The 20,197-nt window shown below is 63.6% G+C and carries 23 protein-coding genes; 9 read left to right on the top strand and 14 right to left on the bottom strand.

Going from position 1 to position 20,197, the window contains the following annotated elements:
• Window positions 1-11: 11 nt before the first annotated feature.
• The 5 genes from JQC81_RS02330 to ilvD form a co-directional block, all read right to left on the bottom strand.
• Window positions 12-1,505, bottom strand: a complete 1,494-nt coding sequence (locus JQC81_RS02330) for a sensor domain-containing diguanylate cyclase (RefSeq protein WP_203270109.1) — start codon at window positions 1,503-1,505, stop codon at window positions 12-14.
• Window positions 1,506-1,530: 25 nt separating this feature from the next.
• On the bottom strand, window positions 1,531-1,848 hold the full coding sequence (gene sugE / locus JQC81_RS02325; protein ID WP_203270244.1) for a quaternary ammonium compound efflux SMR transporter SugE: 318 nt from the start codon (window positions 1,846-1,848) through the stop codon (window positions 1,531-1,533).
• Window positions 1,849-1,986: 138 nt separating this feature from the next.
• Window positions 1,987-2,286: a hypothetical protein gene (locus tag JQC81_RS02320; protein WP_203270108.1), complete on the bottom strand. Its 300-nt coding sequence runs from the start codon at window positions 2,284-2,286 to the stop codon at window positions 1,987-1,989.
• Between the two features lie 118 nt (window positions 2,287-2,404).
• Entirely contained in the window at window positions 2,405-5,200 is a 2,796-nt protein-coding gene (locus JQC81_RS02315) for an autotransporter family protein (RefSeq protein WP_203270107.1), read from the bottom strand.
• A gap of 308 nt (window positions 5,201-5,508) precedes the next feature.
• Window positions 5,509-7,338 carry a dihydroxy-acid dehydratase gene (gene ilvD / locus JQC81_RS02310; RefSeq protein WP_203270106.1) on the bottom strand — a complete coding sequence of 610 codons (1,830 nt, stop codon included), beginning with the start codon at window positions 7,336-7,338 and terminating at the stop codon, window positions 5,509-5,511.
• A 170-nt stretch (window positions 7,339-7,508) separates the two neighbouring features.
• Between ilvD and JQC81_RS02305 the strand changes: the two genes are divergently transcribed.
• Both JQC81_RS02305 and JQC81_RS02300 read left to right on the top strand, forming a co-directional pair.
• On the top strand, window positions 7,509-8,111 hold the full coding sequence (locus JQC81_RS02305) for a cation efflux transmembrane domain-containing protein (RefSeq protein ID WP_203270105.1): 603 nt from the start codon (window positions 7,509-7,511) through the stop codon (window positions 8,109-8,111).
• A 47-nt stretch (window positions 8,112-8,158) separates the two neighbouring features.
• Entirely contained in the window at window positions 8,159-8,401 is a 243-nt protein-coding gene (locus tag JQC81_RS02300; RefSeq protein WP_203270104.1) for a hypothetical protein, read from the top strand.
• Window positions 8,402-8,576: 175 nt separating this feature from the next.
• Here JQC81_RS02300 and JQC81_RS02295 read toward each other — a convergent pair whose 3' ends face one another.
• Window positions 8,577-9,014: a YqaA family protein gene (locus JQC81_RS02295; protein WP_203270103.1), complete on the bottom strand. Its 438-nt coding sequence runs from the start codon at window positions 9,012-9,014 to the stop codon at window positions 8,577-8,579.
• A 194-nt stretch (window positions 9,015-9,208) separates the two neighbouring features.
• Here JQC81_RS02295 and JQC81_RS02290 point away from each other — a divergent pair, with 194 nt between their 5' ends.
• Window positions 9,209-10,387 (top strand): BaiN/RdsA family NAD(P)/FAD-dependent oxidoreductase, encoded by a 1,179-nt coding sequence (locus JQC81_RS02290; RefSeq protein WP_203270102.1) that lies wholly within the window; start codon window positions 9,209-9,211, stop codon window positions 10,385-10,387.
• Here JQC81_RS02290 and JQC81_RS02285 read toward each other — a convergent pair whose 3' ends face one another.
• On the bottom strand, window positions 10,388-10,861 hold the full coding sequence (locus JQC81_RS02285) for an AAC(3)-I family aminoglycoside N-acetyltransferase (protein ID WP_203270101.1): 474 nt from the start codon (window positions 10,859-10,861) through the stop codon (window positions 10,388-10,390).
• A 202-nt stretch (window positions 10,862-11,063) separates the two neighbouring features.
• Here JQC81_RS02285 and JQC81_RS02280 point away from each other — a divergent pair, with 202 nt between their 5' ends.
• The 4 genes from JQC81_RS02280 to JQC81_RS02265 all read left to right on the top strand — a co-directional run bounded on the left by JQC81_RS02280 (window position 11,064) and on the right by JQC81_RS02265 (window position 13,591).
• The gene (locus JQC81_RS02280; protein ID WP_203270100.1) at window positions 11,064-11,339 is read left to right on the top strand and encodes a hypothetical protein; all 276 of its coding nucleotides are present in this window, start codon (window positions 11,064-11,066) and stop codon (window positions 11,337-11,339) included.
• 70 nt (window positions 11,340-11,409) lie between these two features.
• Window positions 11,410-12,060 carry an ADYC domain-containing protein gene (locus JQC81_RS02275; protein WP_203270099.1) on the top strand — a complete coding sequence of 217 codons (651 nt, stop codon included), beginning with the start codon at window positions 11,410-11,412 and terminating at the stop codon, window positions 12,058-12,060.
• A 206-nt stretch (window positions 12,061-12,266) separates the two neighbouring features.
• Window positions 12,267-12,512: a hypothetical protein gene (locus JQC81_RS02270; RefSeq protein ID WP_203270098.1), complete on the top strand. Its 246-nt coding sequence runs from the start codon at window positions 12,267-12,269 to the stop codon at window positions 12,510-12,512.
• 98 nt (window positions 12,513-12,610) lie between these two features.
• Window positions 12,611-13,591, top strand: coding sequence for an aldo/keto reductase (locus JQC81_RS02265; protein ID WP_203270097.1), 981 nt, complete (start codon window positions 12,611-12,613; stop codon window positions 13,589-13,591).
• 3 nt (window positions 13,592-13,594) lie between these two features.
• Here the strand turns inward: JQC81_RS02265 and JQC81_RS02260 are convergent, their stop codons facing one another.
• Window positions 13,595-14,788, bottom strand: a complete 1,194-nt coding sequence (locus JQC81_RS02260) for an aminotransferase class V-fold PLP-dependent enzyme (RefSeq protein WP_203270096.1) — start codon at window positions 14,786-14,788, stop codon at window positions 13,595-13,597.
• A gap of 16 nt (window positions 14,789-14,804) precedes the next feature.
• Window positions 14,805-15,629, bottom strand: a complete 825-nt coding sequence (kynA, locus tag JQC81_RS02255) for a tryptophan 2,3-dioxygenase (protein ID WP_203270095.1) — start codon at window positions 15,627-15,629, stop codon at window positions 14,805-14,807.
• A 242-nt stretch (window positions 15,630-15,871) separates the two neighbouring features.
• Here kynA and JQC81_RS02250 point away from each other — a divergent pair, with 242 nt between their 5' ends.
• Window positions 15,872-16,114: a DUF3297 family protein gene (locus JQC81_RS02250; RefSeq protein WP_203270094.1), complete on the top strand. Its 243-nt coding sequence runs from the start codon at window positions 15,872-15,874 to the stop codon at window positions 16,112-16,114.
• Between the two features lie 117 nt (window positions 16,115-16,231).
• The gene (locus JQC81_RS02245) at window positions 16,232-16,522 is read left to right on the top strand and encodes a hypothetical protein (protein ID WP_203270093.1); all 291 of its coding nucleotides are present in this window, start codon (window positions 16,232-16,234) and stop codon (window positions 16,520-16,522) included.
• A gap of 363 nt (window positions 16,523-16,885) precedes the next feature.
• Here the strand turns inward: JQC81_RS02245 and JQC81_RS02240 are convergent, their stop codons facing one another.
• The 5 genes from JQC81_RS02240 to JQC81_RS02220 form a co-directional block, all read right to left on the bottom strand.
• Entirely contained in the window at window positions 16,886-17,176 is a 291-nt protein-coding gene (locus JQC81_RS02240) for a DUF7696 family protein (RefSeq protein WP_246520163.1), read from the bottom strand.
• A gap of 391 nt (window positions 17,177-17,567) precedes the next feature.
• The gene (locus JQC81_RS02235; protein WP_203270092.1) at window positions 17,568-17,981 is read right to left on the bottom strand and encodes a response regulator; all 414 of its coding nucleotides are present in this window, start codon (window positions 17,979-17,981) and stop codon (window positions 17,568-17,570) included.
• A 477-nt stretch (window positions 17,982-18,458) separates the two neighbouring features.
• A complete protein-coding gene (locus tag JQC81_RS02230) occupies window positions 18,459-18,767 on the bottom strand; it encodes a LuxR C-terminal-related transcriptional regulator (RefSeq protein WP_203270091.1) in 309 nt (102 codons plus the stop codon).
• 263 nt (window positions 18,768-19,030) lie between these two features.
• Window positions 19,031-19,291 (bottom strand): PilZ domain-containing protein, encoded by a 261-nt coding sequence (locus JQC81_RS02225; RefSeq protein ID WP_203270090.1) that lies wholly within the window; start codon window positions 19,289-19,291, stop codon window positions 19,031-19,033.
• Between the two features lie 123 nt (window positions 19,292-19,414).
• Window positions 19,415-20,185 carry an ABC transporter ATP-binding protein gene (locus JQC81_RS02220; RefSeq protein ID WP_203270089.1) on the bottom strand — a complete coding sequence of 257 codons (771 nt, stop codon included), beginning with the start codon at window positions 20,183-20,185 and terminating at the stop codon, window positions 19,415-19,417.
• Between the last annotated feature and the right edge of the window lie 12 nt (window positions 20,186-20,197).

Raw genomic sequence — 20,197 nt, 5'->3', positions numbered from 1 at the left:
AGGCCGCCCGATCAGGCGGCCTTCTCGCTGGCGACGCGGTTGCGCCCGTTCTGCTTGGCGCGATAGAGGGCGGAATCCGCCAGCGTGATCAGGTCGTCCGGGCGGATGCGGGAGCGATCCAGGCTTGGGATCCGGGTGGCGCTGCCGATGCTGATCGTGAGGATGCAGCTCGGCGGGTTGGCCTCGTGGCGCACGCGAAGGGACTCGATCTTCGCGCGCAAATTCTCAGCGATCGCCGCCGCATCGGCCTCGTCTGCTCCCGGCAGGAGAATGGCGAGCTCCTCGCCGCCGTAGCGCGCCGCCAGATCGCCGGGCCGGCGGGCTGCTTCGGCAATAGTCTTTGCGATGGTCCGCAGGCATTCGTCCCCGGCCTGGTGCCCATAAATGTCGTTGTAGGCTTTGAACTGATCCACGTCGATCAGGAGCAGAGACATGGGGGTTTTCTGACGCGCAGCGCGGAGCCATTCCGCTTCGAGCTGCCTGTCGAAGGTCCGGCGGTTGGCCAGGCCCGTCAGGCCGTCGGTGGTGGCCAGGATGGCCAGTTCGGCTTCCGCCTGCTCCCGTCGTCGCAGGGCTCCTGCAAGAATCCAGCCGAGCGAGCCGATCGTCAGGATGAGCAGGCCGATGATGATGCTCCGGAAAACGAACTCCTCGTTCCAACGCGCGAAAGCCTCGTCGCGGCCGACGGCGGCAATCACGCCGACGGGAAAGATGTGGTTGCGCTGATAGCCGCCGATGCGGATCTGCCCATCGATCGGAGAGGCATAATCGTAGTTTCCGGAGCCCTTCGCGTTCCTGAATTGCGGGTCATTCAGGATGTTGGATCCGATCCCGCGCTCGATATAGGGGTAGCGCGAGAGGATCGTTCCGTTCTGGTGAAGGAGGGTGATCGAACCCTGCTGGCCGACATCGAAGCGGCCAAAGAAATTTCCGAAATAGCGGGGCGGAATGCTCGCCTGGACGATGCCGCCGAAGCTCCCGTCGGGCTTGTTGAAGCGCCGCGAGATGGTCAGGATCCAATCGCCGCCGAGCGGATCGCGGATCAGGGGCCCGACGAACCAGTCGACGCTGGTTGACGTTCTGTGATGCTCAAACAAGGCGAGGGTGCCGATATTGACCCGACCGCGGTGCCCAGGCAGCGAACTGCTTAGAAGAGTGCCGTCATCGCCAAAGATGCTCAGTGCCTTGATGCGCTGGAGCGGCTGGACCCGCTCGACCAGGAAAACATCCAGACGCGCGATGGCGTCCGGCAGGATGCCGCCCGTCTCCACCCGGTCCACCACATCCACCAGGAGCGCGTCCGCAAGCTCGAAGGTGTCCTGGGCATGCTGGGTCAGGGATTTGGCGAGATTCAGGGTCTCGGCCCGGATCCGTTCGAACTCGTGCCCCCGATCGTGCCAGTAGCGCCAACCCTCCAAGCCCAGAATCACAAGGCAGACCACGAGCACGAAGACCCGGAGGCCTCGCGCCGAGGATCTCGGCCTTTTCTGAGCAAATGTGGTCATGACGCCCCCATCATACAGATCCAGGCTAGCCTGAAGCTAACTTCAGGCCGAGGATCCCTGAGACGATGAGGCCGATGCAGACCAGGCGCATCACGGTTGCCGGTTCGCCGAACAAATGGATGCCAAGCAGGGCGGTTCCAACGGTGCCGATCCCGGTCCAGACGGCGTAGCCCGTTCCGACCGGCAGGGTCTTGAGGGCAAGGCCGAGAAGGACGACGCTGACCACCATGCTGAGAGCCGTCAAAACCGAAGGAATCGGCCGGGTGAAGCCGTCGGTGTACTTCAAGCCAATGGCCCAGCCGATCTCGAACAATCCGGCAAGCGTCAGCCAAGTCCATGCCATGACAGGACCTCCGTCATAGGCAGGGCCGTCCCTACCGTTGGTCATGAGATCGAGGTCGTCCTCGACCTCCCTGGATATAGAGGTTCCGGAAAACCTTCTCAACAAGTTACCGGCGCGGCCAAAGGTCAGCTAGCAAACTTAGTTACCGGCGTCGTCGGACGGTTGAGCGGCACGGCCCAGGGCAGCATAAGGATCGAACGGGGCATAGATCTGGTGCTTCCACTCATCGCCGCAATTGATGCAGATCGAGCGCACCATATGGTTGCTGCGCTCCAGGCGCTTGAGGAGCTTCTGCTGCCTCTCGATGGCCTCGTTGACCTCCGGCTCAACGCCGGACGGGCGGACGGTGAGCCGGAGGGGCCTGTCCTCCGGCGGGGTTTGGGCCACGGCCGGCCCCATGAGCAAGAAGAGGCTGGCGATCCATAGAAGGCGGGTCATCGGGAATCCTGAGGCTGATCGGGCCACTGGACTCCAGGCGATACTGTTTCGTCAAGGCAGGATTGCTGCCCTGAGACCTTTGGCTGCGGCGGGCAGGGCCACCGCAGCCTGCCGAATCTCAAAACCGCACGCTCAAGCTTCCGCGCAGGGTATGCTCCTGGTCGCGCTGCCCGATGGCGCCGTCGTACATGACGCCGAGCGTGACCGTCTCGTTCACCTGCCAGTTCAGGCCGGCCTCCACCACGAGGCTGTCGCGGTCGATGGGCGCACCGACCACAAGGAACGGTGTGGGGAAGCCATCGACGGTGAAGCGCGCCTCGGGGGCCACGTCCCCGAAGGCATGGCGCCAGCCGAGCATGCCCTTGAAGGTGACAATTCCGGCCTCGGTCGGCATGGTCGCGACCAGCCTCGCCCCGAGGGTGGAATAGGTGGTGTCGAACGAGGCCACCTCACCGGTCGCCCGGAAGGGCGAGGCGTTCTCCACCACATCGTGGCTGCTCACGTGCACGTGGGCGAGTCCCAGGAAAGGCTCCAGGGTGACACGGTCCGACAGCCGGAACGTGTAGCCGACCTCCCCGAAGACCTGCACGGAATCGGCGGAGGTGTCGGTTTCACCGCCCTGGAAGCGGCCGGCCACGGCGCCGCGGGCGAGCTCGATTTCGTGGTGGGCATAAGCCACGCCCCCGCGCAGCCTCCAGTCCCCGAAGGCGGCGGACCCGTAGGCGCCGATGTGGAAGCTGTCGACGTTCCCTGAGGCGGCGGCCGCGTCGATGTCGAACGACGTGGCGAGATAACCCGCCGCGATGCCGAGGCGGTAGGGCGTGCCGAGCCCACCGTCCACGCCGACTACGATGCCGCCGGTTCTCCGCTCCATGGCGGAGGAGGTCGGCGTCGCGTCGGTGCGCCCGTAGGAGCCGAGCACCTTGCCCCACACGCCCCAGCCGGTTCCCCGCGAGGCCGGAGCCTCGGCGACCGGAGCGGCCGCCAAGGCGTTCCGTCCGGGGAGATCCGCCGCGTAGCGAACCGGCACGGAGTCAATCGCCACGAAGGACGGCATGGCTCCCATGGCATCGGAGGATGAGCAGCGCAGGCGGCAGAGAATGGCCGCGCGGAACAGGTTCTCGTGGTGCAGGATCGTAATCGGTGGTGTGATCTCGGGCTGCAGGGGAGTGGAAGGATCCGGAGGATTTTCAGGACTGATCGGCTCTTGAGGGTTGCCTGGATCGGTAGGGGTCCCAGGATCGAAGATATTCGGCCTAAGCTCAAGATAGACGTTGTTGGCGTCCTTGGTCAGGAGCGGTTGGAAGAAGATCAGGTCGTCCACGCCGCTGAACTGGCCCGTCACGCCCCGCTGCGCCGTCAGGATGGTCCAGCGGCCCGGCGAATAGGCGGCCCGTTCCGCATGGACCTCGACCGTGCCGCCCTGGATCGTGGCGCGCCCGTTCGCCACGATCCGGTCGCTCTCGAAGCGGTTGTTGAGGTCGACCCGGTAGGTGGTGCCGGACGCGATGTTGACGTCGCCCCTGACGTTCAAAGTGCGGATGTCGCCGACGCCCGCGCGGCTCGTGGCGCCATCGATGCCGGGAGACAGGATGCTGCCCGAGAGCGCATCGATGCTGCCCACGGTGCCGGTGCCGCCGAGGGTGGCTCCGCGATGCACGGTCATGTCCGATCCGCCCATGCTGCCGGTCACGAGGAGCGTGCCCTCGCGCACAGCCCAGGGCATAGCGGCGTTGTTGTCGTTCTCCGTGGTCCAGGTGGAGGTGTCGACCTTCTCGAAGCGCTCGAACTCGCGGTACTTGGCGCTCGCGCCGATTTCGCGCATGTCGAAGGTGGCGTTCGTCTGGCCGCCGAGCTTGAACGTGTCCGTGCCCGCGCCTGCGCGGACATGGCCCTCAATTGTCGAACTCGCGCCGATGAGGAGCGAATCGTTGCCATCGCCCAGATTGATCGCCGTGCCCTGCGTGGCTTGCGTGCGGATCGTGCCGAAATTCTCGATCAACTCCGATCCGTGCCGGCCGCGCACGGCCACCTCGTCACGGCTGATGATCCTGCCATCTGCATGGTTGACGATCGTGTTGGTCTGCCCGGTACTGCTGATGATGTAGAGGCCCTCGCCGTCGTCGCCCAAACCCTGCACGGTGCCGCGGTTATCGACCCGGTTGCCGTTGCCCTCGACCTTGATGCCGCGCGCCTCGAGCCCCGATGCGGTGATCGTGCCGTCGTTCGTGATCGTGCCGTTGTTGCCGATCAGCCGGATTCCGTCAGCCGTGTAGCCGCTCGTCGTGATGGTGCCGCTGTTGCTGATCGTGACGTTCTCGGCCGCGTTCGCCGTGCCGCCGCCATCCGCGCGAATTCCTTCGCCGCCGGCGCCCGTGGTGCGGATCGTGCCCGAATTGACGAAGCTGTTGTTGTGGCCTTCCGCGATCATGCCGCGCGCCGAGGAGCCCGATGTTTCCAGGGTGCCGCTGTTGCGCAGAACGTTGTTCTGGCCGCGCGCGATGATGGCTTCCGACGATGTGCCTTGAGTCGATACGCGACCGGCATTGACGAGGGTGTTCCTGCTGCCTGTCGCCTCCAGGCCGTCGACGGAATTCTGCGTGGTCGAGACCGAGCCGTTGTTGGTGATCGTGCTGTCGTTGCCTCCCGCATAGATGGCATTGTAGGCGTCGTCCGCATTGCCGCCGGTCACGGTGATGGTGGCGCCGTTCTCGATGGTGACCGTGCTACCGGCTCTCACGCGGATCGCCGCCTCGATGACATCCATTACGGTGCCGGCCTGCACTTGAACCGTGGAGATCGTGTTCTCGGGCGCCCAGTAATGGTTGTTGGTAGGGCCTGAGCAGATAACCCGTGTCACACCATTGACGGCACTGGGTGTGCAGGCCGCCTGCGCCGAACTAACGGATCCCATCGTTGCAAGGCTCAAGGCCAGAATGCTTGTGGCGGAGGGGCGTCCGATCCATGGGATTGTGACGGTGGCCGAATGGGTGCCTGACCGCCTCCCACGCATTGAAACACCCGAACCTGTGTCGCCTCGACCCGACATGGCACTTCCTCCCTTGCGTTATTGTGTAACGCGTCAGCTAGGAGGTGCGGGTGGTCGGGGTACTCCTCGTTCAGGGAGGAAAACGGTCCTGGCTCAGGAAAATGGCCAAGATCGTGTGCGTTTTCGCACATGGCGAGCACGGGAGGAGCCCGGTCCTGCCGGGCTCCCTCGCTTCAGATCTGCCGCACGGCGCCCTTGGCGGCGCTGGTGGCGAGCATAGCGTAGGCCTTGAGGGCCGCCGACACCTTGCGTTTGCGCGGCTGGGCCGGCTGCCAGCCCTTGGCCTCCTGCTCGGCGCGGCGGCGCTGGAGCTCGGCCTCGTCCACCGCCAGATGAATGCGGCGGTTCGGGATGTCGATCTCGATCCGGTCGCCGTCCTGCACGAGGCCGATGGTGCCGCCCTCGGCGGCTTCCGGCGAGGCGTGGCCGATGGACAGGCCCGATGTGCCGCCCGAGAAGCGCCCGTCGGTGATGAGCGCGCAGGCCTTTCCGAGGCCCTTCGATTTCAGGTAGCTCGTGGGATAGAGCATCTCCTGCATGCCGGGGCCGCCGCGCGGTCCCTCGTAGCGGATGACCACCACGTCGCCGGCCTTGACCTTGCCGTTGAGAATGCCGCTCACCGCATCGTCCTGGCTCTCGAACACGATGGCAGGACCCGAGAATACGAGGATGCTCTCGTCGACGCCGGCGGTCTTTACGATGCAGCCGTCGAGCGCGAGATTGCCGGAGAGAACCGCGAGGCCGCCATCCTTCGAGAAGGCATGCTCCGCGTCGCGGATCACGCCGGCGGCGCGGTCGGTGTCGACGCTGTCGTAGCGGCTTTCCTGGCTGAAGGCGGTCTGCGTCGGCACGCCGCCGGGGGCTGCGCGGAAGAAGTCGTGCACCGCATGGGAGTTCGTGCGCCGCACGTCCCAGCGGTCGAGGGCTGTCTTCATGGTCTCGGCGTGAACGGTCGGCACAGAGGTGTCGAGAAGGCCTGCGCGGTCGAGCTCGCCCAGGATCCCCATGATGCCGCCGGCACGGTGCACGTCTTCCATGTGCACGTTGGCGATGGCAGGCGCGACCTTGCACAGCACCGGCACCCGGCGCGACAGACGGTCGATGTCGTCCATGGTGAAGTTCACTTCCGCCTCGTGGGCGGCGGCCAGCAGGTGCAGCACCGTGTTGCTCGACCCGCCCATGGCGATGTCCAGCGTCATGGCGTTCTCGAAAGCCGCGAAAGACGCGATGGAGCGCGGCAGCACGGTCTCGTCGTCCTGCTCGTAATAGCGGCGGGCGAGATCGACGATCAGGTGGCCGGCCTCCACGAAGAGGCGCTTGCGGTCGGCGTGGGTGGCGAGCGTCGAGCCGTTGCCGGGGAGCGACAGGCCGAGCGCCTCGGTGAGGCAGTTCATGGAATTGGCCGTGAACATGCCCGAGCACGAGCCGCAGGTGGGGCAGGCGGAGCGCTCGATGGCCTTGATGTCCTCGTCGGCGATCTTGTCGTCGGCGGCGGCCACCATGGCGTCCACGAGGTCGAGCTTTTTGGTCACGCCGTTGAGCACGACCTTGCCGGCTTCCATCGGACCGCCCGAGACGAACACCACCGGGATGTTGAGGCGCATGGCGGCCATCAGCATGCCGGGGGTGATCTTGTCGCAGTTGGAGATGCACACCATCGCGTCGGCGCAATGGGCATTGACCATGTACTCGACCGAGTCCGCGATCAGCTCGCGGGAGGGCAGGGAGTAGAGCATGCCGTCATGGCCCATGGCGATGCCGTCATCCACCGCGATGGTGTTGAACTCCTTGGCGACACCGCCGGCCTTCTCGATCTCCCGCGCCACAAGCTGGCCCAGGTCCTTCAGGTGGACATGGCCCGGCACGAACTGGGTGAAGGAGTTCACCACGGCGATGATCGGCTTGCCGAAGTCGGAATCCTTCATGCCCGTGGCCCGCCAGAGGCCGCGAGCGCCCGCCATGTTGCGGCCGTGGGTGGTGGTGCGAGAACGATAGGCTGGCATGGTTTCCCCTAATTCTATGGGGTCTTGTTCATCTGAAATTGCGAAATTTGCAAGAAAATTTGCCATTCCTTGTGGTCGCGCCTGCTTTGCCGCAATGGAATTGCTCAAGGTCGAGCTTGCTGGAAAGGGGCAACCGTCCTTGATAAGGCTCGACCTGAAGAGGACAAGGAATGGATCAGACGGCCTCCGATGGGTCTTTGCGCCGGGTGGTCGCCCTCGTGGCGGCCCTCAACCTTGGCTATTTCGGCATCGAGTTCGCGGTGGCCCTTGCCATCGGGTCGGTGTCGCTCTTTGCCGACAGCATCGACTTTCTGGAGGATGCCTCCATCAACCTCCTCATCCTCCTGGCCTTAGGTTTCACGCTGAGGATGAGGGCGCGTGTGGGGATGGGGCTCGCCGCCATAATTCTCGTGCCGGGCCTCGCCACCCTCTGGATGGCCTGGGAGAAGTTCTGGACTCCGGTCCCGCCCGAGCCGGTGCTCCTGTCGCTGGCCGGGGCAGGGGCTCTTGCGGTCAATCTCGCCTGCGCGCTCCTGCTCGCCCGCCATCGCCATCACGGCGGCAGCCTCACCAAGGCGGCGTTCCTGTCCGCCCGCAACGATGCGTTCGCCAACGTGGCCATCGTGGGAGCGGGGCTGGTGACGGCCGCCACGCTCTCCGCTTGGCCGGACCTGATCGTCGGCCTCGCCATCGCGGCGGTCAATGCGGATGCGGCTCGGGAGGTCTGGGAGGAGGCCCGTGAGGAACATCGGGCTGAAACGCCCGAAGCCTGAGCGGCGTTGTCCTGCCTGAACCCTTCGAACGAAAGCGGGACGGCGACATGGTCATGCAAACCGATTTGGATGCTCCGGCACATCTGCAATACGAGCCCCTGGGCGCGCAGAATGGCAGACAGGGCGCTCCCAGCGACATCATGGAATTCGCGACGCTCCGCGAGGCCGTTCACTGGGCCATGACCAACGAGGCGCCCGCCGGAATGCACGCGGTCATCCGCACCGCATCCGGCGACGTAATCGAGCCAAGCCACCTGGAAGAGATCTGGTCGAGCCTGCAGGGGCCGTAATCTTAAGCTCCCTCTGTCATTCCGGGGCGGCCGGAGGCCGAGCCCGGAATCCATAAACACGACGCTTATCAAATGAATGCTTCAGGGACCGTTGCGTCCTATGCTGCGCCGATGGCGGTTATGGATTCCGGGCTCTCGCTACCGCTCGCCCCGAAATGACAGTAGAAACGGTGGTTCAAATCCATCCCAGGCTCAAGGCCCCGACGGCGAGGTAGCGCCCGGTCTTGGCGAGCGCCACGAGCGGGATGAACACCCGCAGGGGCTCCCGCAGCAAGCCTGCCACGATGGTGAGCGGATCGCCGATGATCGGCACCCAGCTCAGCAGCAGGGTCCACCGGCCGTACCTGTGATACCAGACCTCCGCCTTGGCCATCTGGTGGCGCTTCACCGGAAACCAGCGCCGATCCTCGAAATGGGCGAAGAAGCGGCCCAGGAACCAGTTCACGATTGAGCCGAGAATGTTGCCCACGCTCGCCACGAGAATGAGCACCCACCAGGTGTAGTGCTCGGCCACAAGCATCGCGAACAGCACGGCCTCCGACTGGAACGGGAAGATCGTGGCCGAAAGGAAGGCCGCGGCGAACAGGGCGCCGTATTCGGCAAGATGGGGCATGAGGCAGGATGACCGGCGAGAAAGAGGCGGTGTGAGGATCTAACGCAGGAGCGTTGGCATGCTTCCCGTGCTGGCGCAATCGTGAGCCGCTTGCATCAGCCGCCTGACCTGAATACCTACGGCCCATCGTGAGGCCGAAAGCCATCGGCCGAACCGTCTCATTGTGGCCTGCATGGCTCTCAGGAAGACCTCTCTTGGATCAGTTCGACGTTGTGGTGATCGGCGCAGGCGCCGCCGGAATGATGTGCGCGGCGGAGGCCGGCAAGCGCGGGCGCTCCGTGCTGGTCATCGACCACGCCGCCAAGCCTGGCGAGAAGATCCGCATCTCCGGTGGCGGGCGCTGCAACTTCACCAATCTCAACGCCGGGCCTGCCAACTTCATCTCGCAGAACCTGAGCTTCGCCATTTCGGCGCTGCGCCGCTACACGCAGCGCGACTTCATCGCCCTGGTGGAGCGCTACGGCATCGCCTATCACGAGAAGACCTTGGGCCAGCTCTTCTGCGACGGCTCGTCGAGGCAGATCGTCGATCTGCTGCTCAGAGAGATGCGGCGGGCCCATGTGGAGCTTCGGCTCTCCACCTCCGTGCAATCCGCCGAGAAGACGTCTGAGGGGTTCTTGCTCAGGCTCTCGCAGGGCGCGGTGCAGTGCCGGTCGCTGGTGGTGGCGAGCGGGGGCAAGTCCATTCCGAAGATGGGTGCCACCGGCTTCGGCTACGATCTCGCGCAGCAGTTCGGGCTGAAAATTGTCGAGACCCGCCCAGCCCTGGTGCCGCTGACCCTGGAGCCGACCCTACTGGAGCGCCTCTCGCCTCTCGCGGGCGTTGCCGTCGATGCGGTAGCGGCCTGCGGTAAGACGCAATTCCCCGAGGCGCTGCTCTTCACCCATCGCGGGTTGAGCGGCCCGTCCATCCTGCAGATCTCCTCCTATTGGCGCGAGGGCGACGAGATCACCCTGTCCATGCTGCCGGGCGTGAACCTGTTCGAGGAATTGCGCGCGGCGCGGGCGCAGAACGGGCGTCAGGCCCTGCAGACGGCGCTTTCGGCGTTCCTGCCCAAGCGTCTGGCGCAGCTCATCGCCGAGACAGAGAAGGGGCCGGCCAACCTGGCGGATTATTCCGACAAGCGGCTTCGGGCCGTCGAGGAGGCGGTGAACCGCTGGCGCTTCAAGCCGGCAGGATCGGAGGGCTACCGCACCGCCGAGGTGACGCTCGGCGGCGTGGATACCCGCGAACTCGATTCCCGCACCATGGAAGCCAAGGCGGTTCCGGGCCTCTACTTCATCGGCGAGGTGGTGGACGTGACCGGCTGGCTCGGCGGCTACAATTTCCAGTGGGCCTGGTCGTCCGGGTGGTGCGCCGGGCAGGCGGCCTGACTAGCGCGGCACGGGTGACGTCGCGATGTCGAAGTGCAGAACCTCCTCACGAGTCCCAAGTTTCTCGTAGAGCGCGATGGCCGGGTCGTCGCCGTAATCCGCCTGCACATAGATCACCCAGGCGCCACGCTCCGCAGCGATCCCGCGCAGATGCTCGATGAGAGCCGTCGCAATGCCCTGCCGCCGATGCTCCGCGTGGACGGCAAGGTCGTAGATGTACACCTCGCGCCGCGCCTGCTCGAACTTGTCGAGCTCATAGGCCACAAGCCCACCCAAAACCTCTTCGCCGGCCAGCGCCACAACGGCGAAAACGTGATCCTTGGCAAGCAACGCCTCCAGGTAGGCGTCCTCAGGCTGTTTCCTTGTGTAGGTCTCCGGGTCCGCGAAAGCCTGTCCGAACAAGACGTTCAGCCGGCGAAGAGCCGGAGCGTCCCCTGGCCCGAGATGGCGGATGGTGACGGATGGCGAGAGCATCCCTCAAGCATAGCACGGTCGCGATAGCAGGTAAGGCCCTGCGGCTTCACCCCTGAGCATGTGCGCTAGGACACATAACCTTTTTGTGAGGAAAGTTTTCAACAAAAGGTTCATTGAGTTCGGCGCGTCACTTTCCGATATAAAGTTTCAAAATACGGGCCGACAAGGACATGTTCAATCAAAGGGGCTGTAGGTGAACACAATGATCAAGTCTCTTACTGTTCTTACCGCTGCGATGGCGGCAGGTCTCCTTGTGGCCTCGGAAGCCAATTCACGGAAGCCTGGCCTGTCGTTCAACGGCCGCAACATCAACGGCGTGTCCGAGAACGGCCGAAACCTGAACGGCATCCTGCTCAACGGCCGCAACATGAACGGCCGCAATATCAATGGTGCTGCCCGTGAGGGCGCCGTCGCCGGCCAGGGCGTGCAGGCCACGGGCGTCATCCTGAAGGATGGTGCTCGCGTCACGCTCAAGTAAGCCCGAGCCAGAGAACCCTCGTTGCTTCCCTGCGAGGGTTCTCCTGGCATCCGCCGGGGAGTGGTGTGCCATGCATGCGCCTTTGCCAATCGCCGTCAGCGCCGTTCTGCTCCTGGCCTCTTCCGGCGCGGGCCAGGCCCTGAACGGCCGCTTGGAGGCGGACAGGGGTGAGTTCAGACTGCACCTCGATGAGGGACGGGTGCTGGAGCGAGAGGCGCTGATTGGAGCCCGCATCGTCATGCACAGCGGCGAGAAGACAATCCATGTCCTGATTGACGCTGTCGAGACGCAGGACGGGGTACCCGGCGGCCCGGTCGTGCTCTACCGGTTTCTCGTCGAAGATCCTGCCGGGCGAACATTCCAGAACGCCTGCATGCCCGACGCGCGTGGCCGGCAGCTCGGCCTGCCGCTTCAGAAGGAAACGGGCGTCGACCTGACCTGCACCAGCGGCGCGGAGGGAAAGTGCATCCTCATGGGCTATCGTCCCTGGGATGACCGAGCGGATGTGCCGATGCAGGAGCTGCATGCCGCCTGCGTTCACATGATGCGTGCCGACTACGGCGGCGATAACCGTCCTGCAACGCGCGACGGAACCCTTGTCGATGTCTACGACCGCTTCGGCATCCAGAAGCCGGACAGCGCTAATCCGCTGCCGTTCGAGGCCGCGTGGAGCAAGGACGGCGCCGTCTGCGTCGCCCTCCCCGCATTGCGGAGAATGTGACTCTCGACGAACTGGCGAAGACCTATTCGAAGCTTCGCTCCTCCCTGGGACCCGAAGCGTGCACGGAAGGCGCGATGCGTCACCATCCAGACGCATTGCTCTTCAACCGCTCGGCTTCGGCGTCTCGCTGAAAGCCCGCGCATTTTGGGCCTTCGGTGGAAGCCGTGTTATGCTTCGCTCGGTGGGGCTTACATCAGGAGGGTTTCATGCAATCGGGCATGGTCCTCGTCTGGATCGGTGCGCTGCTCATCATTGCCGGGATTGTGCTGGCGGCAGGCCAGGTGCTCTGGAAGGGACGCTTGAGCGATGCGCACCGGACGGGTCCCACGGGCGCGGGCGCGACCCTCGAGCCGCAGGGGCGGGTGCGCGGATTCCATCCCAAGCACCATTGGCCCAGCATCATGCTCGTTGCCCTCGGCATTATCCTGATGCTGGCAGAAGCGGCTGTCTGACGCTCGCCGCACTTGAAACCGGCCGGGGCGAGTCCAGTTGATGCTCCATCCGCAGCCATGCGCGGCGGCATTCTCAACATCAGAATTGGAGACCTCCCATGCAGCAGCGTCGGCTTGGCCAATTGCAGGTGTCCGCCCTCGGTCTTGGCTGCATGGGCATGTCGGAGTTCTACGGCAGCGGCGACGAGGCGGAGTCCGTCGCCACCATCCATCGCGCCATCGAGCTTGGCGTGACTTTCCTCGACACGGCCGACATGTACGGCGTTGGTCGTAACGAGGAACTGGTCGGCCGCGCCATTGCGGATCGGCGCGACAAGGTGGTGCTCGCCACCAAGTTTGGCAATGTGCGCGGCCCCAACGGCGAGCGCCTCGGCATCAGCGGCAAGCCCGATTACGTGCGCCAGGCCTGCGAGGCGAGCCTGAAGCGGCTCAACGTCGATGTGATCGATCTTTATTACCAGCACCGGGTCGATCCCGAGACACCCATCGAGGATACGGTCGGCGCGATGGCGGATCTCGTGCGCCAGGGCAAGGTGCGCTATCTCGGGCTCTCGGAGGCCGGCCCCCAGACCATCCGTCGTGCTCATGCGGTTCACCCCATCGCGGCGTTGCAGACGGAATACTCGCTCTGGAGCCGCGATCCCGAGGACGAGATCCTACCCACCGTGCGCGAGCTCGGCATCGGCTTCGTGCCCTACTCGCCGCTCGGGCGCGGCTTTCTCACCGGTCAGATCAAGAGCGTGGACGATCTGGCAGAGGATGATTTCCGCCGCAACTCGCCGCGTTTCCAGGGCGAGAATTTTCAGAAGAACCTCGACCTCGTGCGCGAGATTGAAGCCATGGCGGGAGAGAAAGGGTGCACGGCGTCACAGCTCGCGCTCGCCTGGGTGCTGGCGCAGGGCGACGACATCGTGCCGATCCCCGGCACCAAGCGCCGCCGCTATCTCGAGGAGAATGCGGGTGCGTTTGACGTGAACCTTACAGATGAGGATCTCGCACGCATCGACCGCATCATCCCGCCGGGCGCCGCTGCCGGCACGCGTTATCCGGAACCGGCTATGAAGATGGTGGGGCTGTAAGTCTCACGCAGCCGACGATGTGCCGACGGGCAGGGACTCCATCGCGCCCGCTTCGTCGATGCGCTGCACGAGATCGTCCACCTCTTCCTCGGTCTGGTAGATGCCGAAGCCCAGGCGCAGGCGCTGGCCGCGAACGTCGGTCACCACGCGCAGCTCCTTGAGGTCGTTGTGGATGGCCTGCGCAGCGGATGTCTGGAAGGTGAGAAAATTGCCGCGCCGCGTCTCGTCGGACGGCACCACGGGCGTGGCGTTCGCGAACAGGGCGGAACCGGAGATGCGCCGCAGGAAATGCTGCTGCAGCGCTTTCGCGTGCGCGTGGATGATGCCTGGCGTAATGCCCTCATCTGAAAGCCAGCGCATCACTGCGTTGAAGCGGTAGAGGCCGGATGGATCGAAGGTGGCGCCCATGAAGCGCCAGCCGTCCTCGCTGTAGCCCACCTGTCCGCTCTGCGCGCTCATCAGGCTGCCGAAGGCGGCGTACCAGCCGGTATCGCGCGGGCGAAGGCCCCAGCCCGGCGGGCAATGCATGAAGCAGGCGCCTTCGCCGGCCATGGCGTATTTGTAGCCGCCGGCCATGTAGAACACGCGGTCTGCTATGCTGCCGAGATCCGTCGGCCGCGCCATGAAGCCGTGGTAGCCGTCGATCACGATCATGGCGCCGTTGCGGTCGCACTCCGCGAGATGGCGTCCGTCCAGGGCAAAACCGGAATTGAAGAATACCTGGCTGACGAACACGAGATCGTAGCCCCCCTTCGCGGCCGCGTGCAAGCGATCCTCAAAGGTTGCGAAGGGTTCGGCCGGCACGCGGGTAACGTCCACGAGCCGCTCCTCTTCCAACCTGGCGATCTGGCGCGTGAAGGAGTGGAACTCCCCGTCGGAGGTCAGGATGCGCACCGGGCGGTCGGCGGGAAAGCAGGAGAGAATGCGCTTCAGGAATTCATGCGTGTTTGGCGCCACGGCGATTGCGGAAGGATCCGGCAGGTTGAGATGCCCGGCCACATGGCCGCGGAACTCGTCGAGCACGGGCCCCAGAATGTGCTCCCATTTGTCGTCCATCAAATGGGCGGCATCGTCCCAAGCCTGCAATTGCGCCTCGCGGGTCACGTCCGGCCACGGGTGGTGGCTGTGGGCTGCGAAATGCAGGCGATCGGGCTCTGAGCTGAGGAAGCGGGAGAACTGGGAGCGAAGATCAAGCATGATGCACTCAACCTGATTAAAGCTTGCCGCGAACGGACCAGAGTTCAGGAAAGAAGTATTTTTCCAGCGCCTTGCGCAGGTAGCTGACACCGCTGCTGCCGCCGGTGCCGCTGCGCATGCCGATGATGCGCTCGACCGTCTTCATGTGCCGGAAGCGCCATTGCTGGAACGCGTCCTCCAGATCGACCAGCTCCTCGGCCAATTCGTAGAGATCGAAATGCTCGCCCGAATGGCGGTAGATCTCCTCCCAGATCGCCTCGACACCGGGATGCGCCGTGTAAGCTTGCGTCACGTCCCGCTCCAGCACCTCTGCTGGAACGGCATAGCCACGCCGGGCCAGGAGGCGCAGAGCCTCGTCGTAGAGGCCTGGCGCGCGGTAGGCCGCCTCGAGCTGCTCGGCGAGATCGCTCCGGTGCCGATGTGGCGCCATCTTCACCGCGTCCTTGGCCCCGAGCTTGAACTCGACGAGGCGATACTGCCAGGACTGGAAGCCGGAGGATTTGCCGAGCGCCGGGCGGAAGCTCAGGTAGTCCGAGGGCGTCATGGTGGAGAGCACGGTCCAGGCCTGGATCAGCTGCTCCTGAATCCGGTTGATGCGGGCGGTGCACTTGAAGGCGGGCTGGAGCTCGTCGGCCCGGATATGGGCCAGCGCCGTGTCGAGCTCCCGGTTCAGGAGCTTGAGCCACAGCTCCATCACCTGGTGAATGGTGATGAAGAGAAGCTCGTCGTGCTCAGATGTCAGGGGCGATTGGGCGGAGAGCAGGGTGTCGAGCCGGAGATAGTCTCCATAGCTCATATCGTTGGAAAAATCTGTTTGGATCCCGTCTGTCGCTGCCGACAAGTCTTTCTCTCCCTGGTCTCTTCCGCTTACGCGCGGATTATTGTCCTGCCGTTGGGGCGTACAACGAAAGTAGGACATTGCGGCGGGCTTGTCACGTCGGGCTGGTGGGAATTGGCTTTCGGCCTCTGGGGCCGATGCTCATTTATTGAATAGCACATCGTTTAGGCGGAAAACCGGGTCCACTTTTCCGCACGATGCGCTAGGTTGCCGCCCCTGAACGACCCTATTGGAGAGACCCTCGCATGACCGATACGCTTCCCGACCGCCTGGCTTCGAACCCGGACAGCCCCTTCTACAACGAGGAACTGCTGGCGAAGGGGATCGGCATTCGCTTCAACGGTGCCGAGAAGACCAACGTGGACGAGTATTGCGTCAGCGAAGGCTGGGTCCGGGTCACAGCCGGGAATGCGAAGGACCGCTTCGGCAACCCGATGACCATCAAGCTCAAGGGCAAGGTCGAGCCCTACCTCAAGACCCAGGAATAAGCCTAGTGCGAAGAGATCCTGCCGTTAGGGTAGGACTGGACGTGCCATAGGACCCGCTCCAAGATGAGGGCCAAGCTCGTCAATCGGGGCCAGATCCTCGGGAAAGGCTTGTCCTGAATGGCCTCTGTGAAGGCTCTGGCTATTGTTGCAATGGCTTGCGTGCTCAGCGGGACGTCCTACGCCCACGACTGGTATCCGGCTTGGTGCTGTGACGAGCATGATTGCCGCGAACTCATCGAGGCCCGGGGCGAGACGGTGACGGAAACCGCCGAGGGCTGGCGGCTCTGGGACGGGCGCCTTGTGGGCCGCGAGCATTCCAAGATGTCGCCTGACGCCAAGTTCCACCTCTGCGAGGAGCCGACGACCCGGGCCATCATCTGCTTCTTCGCCCCACAGGGGGCCTCATAAGGGGTTGCGCCTGGGGCAGCGAATCAGCGGTCAGCCACAAAAAGGAAGCGCCCGCTCATGGAGGGGCGCTTCAAGGTCCGACCCGTAGGGGCAAAATGAGGGTCGTGAACCTCTCTATTCGGAGAGTAATCTGGCTAAATTGTGACAATTCATGGCGTTAATTGAGCGTATCAAGAGAATAGGCGCGCTATTCTGACGCAAATGATCGTTTATTTGCGAACTATTTGGTCTTGCTTGGACAATAGGGATAGTTTATCCCAGGTTAACCGTAGGGGCAAAATACGGTCACAAGGGTCGCGAACACAGTCATACAACAAGACTGGGCGCGACCCTTTTTATTTCTATGCTTAGGAATAGCGTCCGTTACTTGGACTCGCTGCGGATTGCCTGCAGCCGCTCCATCGTCGCCTTGATCTCCTCGGCGGCCTTCTGGCCACGGATCCCGATCACCCCGCGATCGATCGTCTTCCCATCCGCATCCTTCCTGCCGTTGAAGAACGCGTCCCGCTCGGCCTTGGACATTTTCAGGAGGGTGCGGGCCTCGGTCTCGATGCGCCATTCCTCGGACCACGTGCTGACGGGCTGGCCGGTGAGTTCGGAGATGGCTTGGGTGTCGCGGGAATAGGTCATGGGATGGGTATCCCATGCCGGCATGAAAAACCTGTTACCACCGGTCAGGAGGCATCCAGTCGCCGCTCAACCTCGTGGGCTATGTCGCGGAGCAGAGGCGATAAAGGCTGCTGAAGAACCTCGCTGTACATCGTCTGAAGATTTGCGGTGATACGCTCTTGAGCGGACGCCTGGATCTGGGACCAGAGCCCATCATCCCGCCAGGCGAGCGGAACCACGAAAAGCTCGCCGCTTTGCCAGTCCCCTACAGCCTCATCAAGCATTAACTTCCTCCGATTTGCTCTCTTGAGAGCTTGGCGAGAAAACGGCTCCCGTCGGGTGCCGTTCCAACTCAGTCCCATCACATAATGTAACCTATGTTAATGGCATCAAGCTAAGGCGCACATCGTGATCACTGAGGCATGGCAGGAAGAGGTCATGCTGCCTTCGTAGTGGGGAATTGGAGCACCTGGGAGGGCTCCAGGTTCTGGAGAGACTGCAGCACCTCAAGGACCCTCATCGGAGCCGCCGGCGGGATAAAGACCGCTCGGGCAGACGCCCTGCCTGCCGGGTCGAGTGACGAAAGCAGAAGCGCAGGTCGATTGGGGTGATGCTCGTGGTACTCGTCCGCCAGGATCCATCCGCAAATGAGGCCCGGGAGGCCGACCTTGCTCACAAGCCAGTCGATCTCTTCGCTATGGTGGCAAAGGGCCAGCAAGGCCTGATCTCCTGCCGGCACAGCGATGACATCGAAGCCACCGGCCTGAAGAAGCTGGACCAGAAGCTCGCGGGTGAGCGCATCATCTTCGACAACAAGGACCGTAGCCTTGGAACGGGAAGTGGAGACCATTCTGGTTTCCTCCAGATGATGCCCGAGTCTCCGCCTGATCCGATTAACGCCGGCTTAATCGACGAGCCCTTTTTGAGGGATCCTCCCGAAGGGCTGCCGTGGTGTGGTGGGAGCAGGTCATGCTGTCCGATTGGCCCCCTGCAGAGCTCCATCAGGAAGCAGAGTTTTGCGTTTCGTCTTCGCAGTTTCGATTGGAGAGCTTTTTGCCCACGCCAGCAGAGGCGTGATGGTCTTGGCCGCTAGGCCCATACCAGTGCCGACAATGATCCCCATAAAGATGATGAAAACCAAGAAACTCTAGTTTCGGTCGTTATGGATTACCTGTCTCACATTCGCCCCCATGCATGGTGGAGATCTAACATCCTTTTGCGTTGAAGGAGAGTGAATACCTTGCGCCCCTGCCAGCCGTCAGCCTCTGTGTTCGGGTTACGGAGACGGTAGAACTGGGAGCTGTGAAGAGATGGTTCCTGCGTCGTGCTAGGCGATGAACGGGCTCGGCAGGTCGGAGGGAGACTCCGCGGGTCGAAGATTGACCGCCCGCGGACGGCTAGCCGCGTTGCCGGCGGCTATGGCCTTGCGCAGGATCGCCTTGATGTGCTCCCTCACCGCAAGCTGATCAGTGCCAGCGGCAGCAGCAATTTCCGCATTCTGATGACCGGCTGCGATCAAGAGAAGAATTTGGGCCTCTTCATCTGAGAGCGGCGGGCTCATAGATTGAGTTTGCCCCGTCCTTGATAACATTTCATCCATGCGCATATGCACAGATCGCATGTCGAGTTTGATCACTGCTCCCCCCATCAACGGGATTAACCCGCTGTTAGCATTTGTCTCTTGAGGACGCGCAAATTGCCAATGCCCTTCGGGGGTAGGGAGCAGCTCCGTCTGGTCCGGGTGAGAATAAGCCGTGCGCCAGTGACAGATGGCTGAAAGGGCGCAAACAGGAGAACGCCACCCGCTAATCCGGCTGGCATGTCGGGCAGGACGTGAATGGTGATGCTATGCGGCGTTGATACCGCAGGAATAAGTAGAGCGTTGACCGGATCTGCCGCTTAACTGGTAAAGCGCGCCCCGTAATGAGTTCCGTCCGTCCACACCAGCTGTGTCATGGCTGTTGCACCGGCACCAGGAATCTCAAGCACGAATTCCACGGGAATGTCCGCAGAGCCGGAAATCACCAGCCGGACGCCCGACTGCGACAGGTCCCGCACGGAGCATCCGATGCGGGCCTTGCTCTCCGTATCTCGGATCCACCCTTCCAGCATGGTAGCGAAGCGCTCGTCCGAGCGACGTTCAGGCAGTCCAAGGCTCATGCACGGGCTTCCATGATTCGAGAGGGTCCCGTTATAGGCAGGCGGGATGGTGCGAGGCTATCCAGTTGCTGCCTTTATGTGTTGAACGCGGCGACCGGAGGGCTGAGACGATGACGCCACTTCTTAGGCAAGCTCGAGCGGCCCATCGATAATCACGTGCGGGCACAGGCGCGAGCAGCGCTCGATCCGTCCATCCACCCGATAGATGGTCTGCAGCAGAGTCGGGGTGATCACCGTCTCCACCGGACCGCAGTTCACCATGGTGCCGGCATCGATCACCATCACCCGGTCGGCCACGCGCAGGACCTGGTTGAGGTCGTGGATGGCAAGCACCACGCAGATCCCCCGTTCCCGGGCGAGCGAGCGGATGAGCGCCAGCACCTCCACCTGCCGGTGCAGGTCGAGGGCGCTTGTCGGCTCATCGAGCAGGAGGATCTTGGGCTCGCGCACGAGTACCTGCGCGAGCGATACCAGCTGGCGCTGGCCGCCGCTGAGCTCGTTGAGACCCTTGAAGGCAATAGTCTCGATCCGCAGGCTGAAGAGCACGCGGTCGACTTCCTGGAGATCCTCGTCGCTGACTTTGCGCGGTGCGCCCTGCTTGCGGGCGAGCAGCACGGATTCATAGACGGTCAGCACCGTGTTCACTGAGGTGTCCTGCGGCATGTAGCAGACAGGGCTCGGGCCAGACCTCAAGGCGACGTCGTCGATACGGATGTCGCCGGGTCCGTCGAGCAGCCCGGCGATGCGCCGGAACAGGCTCGACTTGCCGGCGGCGTTCGGGCCGATCACGGCGGTGACCTCGCCGCCCTTCAGCACCGGCGTGGTCACGCCGGAGAGCACCTCCTGCTTGCCATAGCGGACGCCGACATCAGTGAGTTGCAGGGTCGCTACCATGCGCGCCTCCGG

This window comes from Microvirga arabica, from assembly GCF_016811235.1.
GTDB classification, from domain to species: Bacteria; Pseudomonadota; Alphaproteobacteria; order Rhizobiales; family Beijerinckiaceae; genus Microvirga; species Microvirga arabica.
Note: the sequence above shows the minus strand (reverse complement) of the source record. Positions and strands in the feature narration are given on the sequence as shown.

Coding starts and splice junctions, on each gene's coding strand:
- JQC81_RS02330 (WP_203270109.1), bottom strand. CDS start 1,505: ATGACCACATTTGCTCAGAAAAGGCCGAGATCCTCGGCGCGAGGCCTC.
- sugE (WP_203270244.1), bottom strand. CDS start 1,848: ATGGCATGGACTTGGCTGACGCTTGCCGGATTGTTCGAGATCGGCTGG.
- JQC81_RS02320 (WP_203270108.1), bottom strand. CDS start 2,286: ATGACCCGCCTTCTATGGATCGCCAGCCTCTTCTTGCTCATGGGGCCG.
- JQC81_RS02315 (WP_203270107.1), bottom strand. CDS start 5,200: ATGGGATCCGTTAGTTCGGCGCAGGCGGCCTGCACACCCAGTGCCGTC.
- ilvD (WP_203270106.1), bottom strand. CDS start 7,338: ATGCCAGCCTATCGTTCTCGCACCACCACCCACGGCCGCAACATGGCG.
- JQC81_RS02305 (WP_203270105.1), top strand. CDS start 7,509: ATGGATCAGACGGCCTCCGATGGGTCTTTGCGCCGGGTGGTCGCCCTC.
- JQC81_RS02300 (WP_203270104.1), top strand. CDS start 8,159: ATGGTCATGCAAACCGATTTGGATGCTCCGGCACATCTGCAATACGAG.
- JQC81_RS02295 (WP_203270103.1), bottom strand. CDS start 9,014: ATGCCCCATCTTGCCGAATACGGCGCCCTGTTCGCCGCGGCCTTCCTT.
- JQC81_RS02285 (WP_203270101.1), bottom strand. CDS start 10,861: ATGCTCTCGCCATCCGTCACCATCCGCCATCTCGGGCCAGGGGACGCT.
- JQC81_RS02280 (WP_203270100.1), top strand. CDS start 11,064: ATGATCAAGTCTCTTACTGTTCTTACCGCTGCGATGGCGGCAGGTCTC.
- JQC81_RS02275 (WP_203270099.1), top strand. CDS start 11,410: ATGCATGCGCCTTTGCCAATCGCCGTCAGCGCCGTTCTGCTCCTGGCC.
- JQC81_RS02270 (WP_203270098.1), top strand. CDS start 12,267: ATGCAATCGGGCATGGTCCTCGTCTGGATCGGTGCGCTGCTCATCATT.
- JQC81_RS02265 (WP_203270097.1), top strand. CDS start 12,611: ATGCAGCAGCGTCGGCTTGGCCAATTGCAGGTGTCCGCCCTCGGTCTT.
- JQC81_RS02260 (WP_203270096.1), bottom strand. CDS start 14,788: ATGCTTGATCTTCGCTCCCAGTTCTCCCGCTTCCTCAGCTCAGAGCCC.
- JQC81_RS02250 (WP_203270094.1), top strand. CDS start 15,872: ATGACCGATACGCTTCCCGACCGCCTGGCTTCGAACCCGGACAGCCCC.
- JQC81_RS02245 (WP_203270093.1), top strand. CDS start 16,232: ATGGCCTCTGTGAAGGCTCTGGCTATTGTTGCAATGGCTTGCGTGCTC.
- JQC81_RS02240 (WP_246520163.1), bottom strand. CDS start 17,176: ATGCCGGCATGGGATACCCATCCCATGACCTATTCCCGCGACACCCAA.
- JQC81_RS02235 (WP_203270092.1), bottom strand. CDS start 17,981: ATGGTCTCCACTTCCCGTTCCAAGGCTACGGTCCTTGTTGTCGAAGAT.
- JQC81_RS02225 (WP_203270090.1), bottom strand. CDS start 19,291: ATGAGCCTTGGACTGCCTGAACGTCGCTCGGACGAGCGCTTCGCTACC.
- JQC81_RS02220 (WP_203270089.1), bottom strand. CDS start 20,185: ATGGTAGCGACCCTGCAACTCACTGATGTCGGCGTCCGCTATGGCAAG.